The 1525-nt window shown below is 59.0% G+C and carries 2 protein-coding genes; one reads left to right on the top strand and one right to left on the bottom strand.

All coding sequences use genetic code 11. From position 1 onward, the window contains the following. Positions 1-285: 285 nt before the first annotated feature. Positions 286-615, bottom strand: coding sequence for a hypothetical protein (locus QM600_RS00645; protein ID WP_502942838.1), 330 nt, complete (start codon positions 613-615; stop codon positions 286-288). Between the two features lie 201 nt (positions 616-816). Between QM600_RS00645 and QM600_RS00640 the strand changes: the two genes are divergently transcribed. Beyond that, positions 817-1155, top strand: a complete 339-nt coding sequence (locus QM600_RS00640; protein ID WP_094272953.1) for an RNA polymerase-binding protein RbpA — start codon at positions 817-819, stop codon at positions 1153-1155. Positions 1156-1525 lie beyond the last annotated feature (370 nt).

Here is a 1525-nt window from a genome sequence, read left to right as displayed (position 1 = left end):
CACAACCACCCCCGGCTGGTGTGCTGGGTGTGGAGTGAAGAAAGTGTGGTTCGGGGATTGAAGAAGTACATCGCACCGCCTCGATATCGAGAGTGGAAACCATGTGAACGATCCTTGTGAGCCCTGCCGGTGAGATCATCGACCGCGAAAACGGGTCGGCTCGGAGTTCGAACCTCCCCGAAGGTCCGAACTGTAAGGATTTGAGTTGTGTTTCGTCATGTGTCCGGCACACCACACTGGCGAGGTGCCGTGCACACAGCTACAAACTGGTTGCCCAAGCTAGCGTCATCGGAAACGTTCCGCTTCGCGGGCAAGTGCAGTCAACTGCTCGCACATCGAAATGAGCTCGGCAGTGTCGGCACCTTCCGCGACCGCAGTCGAGACATCTTCCGCAGCGCAGCGCACTTCGAACATCCGATCAAAGAGTTCGGATGCCTCGCCGGCCGTCAAGATGACAGCATCAGCTGGGATTGCAGTGCCTTTCACCGCATTGCGCTGCTCATAGGCGCGCTGACGGCACGACTGGCAGCAGTACCGCCGCCGACGTCCAACTCCGACCGCCGCAACCGCACGACCGCACCAGGCGCAGGGATTCCCGGCGCTTCTCGGTCGCATGCTCGTGGTCATGTCTGCACACTTTACTCGAGATTCGGAGGCCCTCGATGCGCGCGTGCAGTACCCGGTAAGATGGGGAGGTTGCGTCTTCTCGCCACACGGGAACCAATCGGGGACTCGTGGCGTTGTAGATGAGTGTGAGCGTCTACGCCCCAACACCGGGCGCCCACCAGCGGTGACGAACGAAGAGAGGACACCACCATGGCAGATCGCGTACTTCGAGGTAGCCGTCTCGGAGCTGTTAGCTACGAGACCGACCGTGACCATGACCTCGCCCCCCGTCGTATGGCGAAATACAAGTGCGACAACGGTGAGATCTTTGACATCCCGTTCGCCGACGAAGCCGAGATCCCCGGCGTCTGGATGTGCCGCAACGGCCTCGAGGGTGCCCTCATGGAGGGAACTGCTCCCGAAGCCAAGAAGGTCAAGCCGCCGCGCACCCACTGGGACATGCTGCTCGAGCGTCGTTCCGTCGAGGAACTCGAAGAACTCCTCAAGGAGCGTATGGATCTCCTCAAGGCCAAGCGCCGCGGAGCTTGATTCTCTAACACTTTCCGGAGCACTTCGATCAAGACCGTCCGGTTGCTTACCGGGCGGTCTTTGTCGTTGAATGGGGTACTGTGATACCGACATCATCTGCGAGCCCTTCTCTGATACGAACTCACTCCGAAACCATTTCATTCCAACAACTTTCACCAATCAGGCATACACCCGTGCCGGCAGGTGACAGGCGCAAATATCGCGCAAGACAACTATCGGCACGGATGAATGAGCCAGTGTTTGCTGTATCCCCCGGTCCACCCGCAGTCAAACACCTCAGTCGCCGGTGAGCTGACTGTCAACCTGACTCATCAGAATGTGAATATGGCCGCTCACCCAGATTTTCCGGGTGAGCGGCCATATTCACGTC

The sequence above is a fragment of the Rhodococcus sp. IEGM 1379 genome, assembly GCF_030056815.1.
Taxonomy (GTDB): Bacteria; Actinomycetota; Actinomycetes; order Mycobacteriales; family Mycobacteriaceae; genus Rhodococcus_F.
This window is presented reverse-complemented; position numbering and strand designations above follow the sequence as displayed.

What these genes read in the sequence shown, in the direction of transcription:
- QM600_RS00640 (WP_094272953.1), top strand. Translation starts at nt 817, where the DNA reads ATGGCAGATCGCGTACTTCGAGGTAGCCGTCTCGGAGCTGTTAGCTAC.
- QM600_RS00645 (WP_502942838.1), bottom strand. Translation starts at nt 615, where the DNA reads ATGCGACCGAGAAGCGCCGGGAATCCCTGCGCCTGGTGCGGTCGTGCG.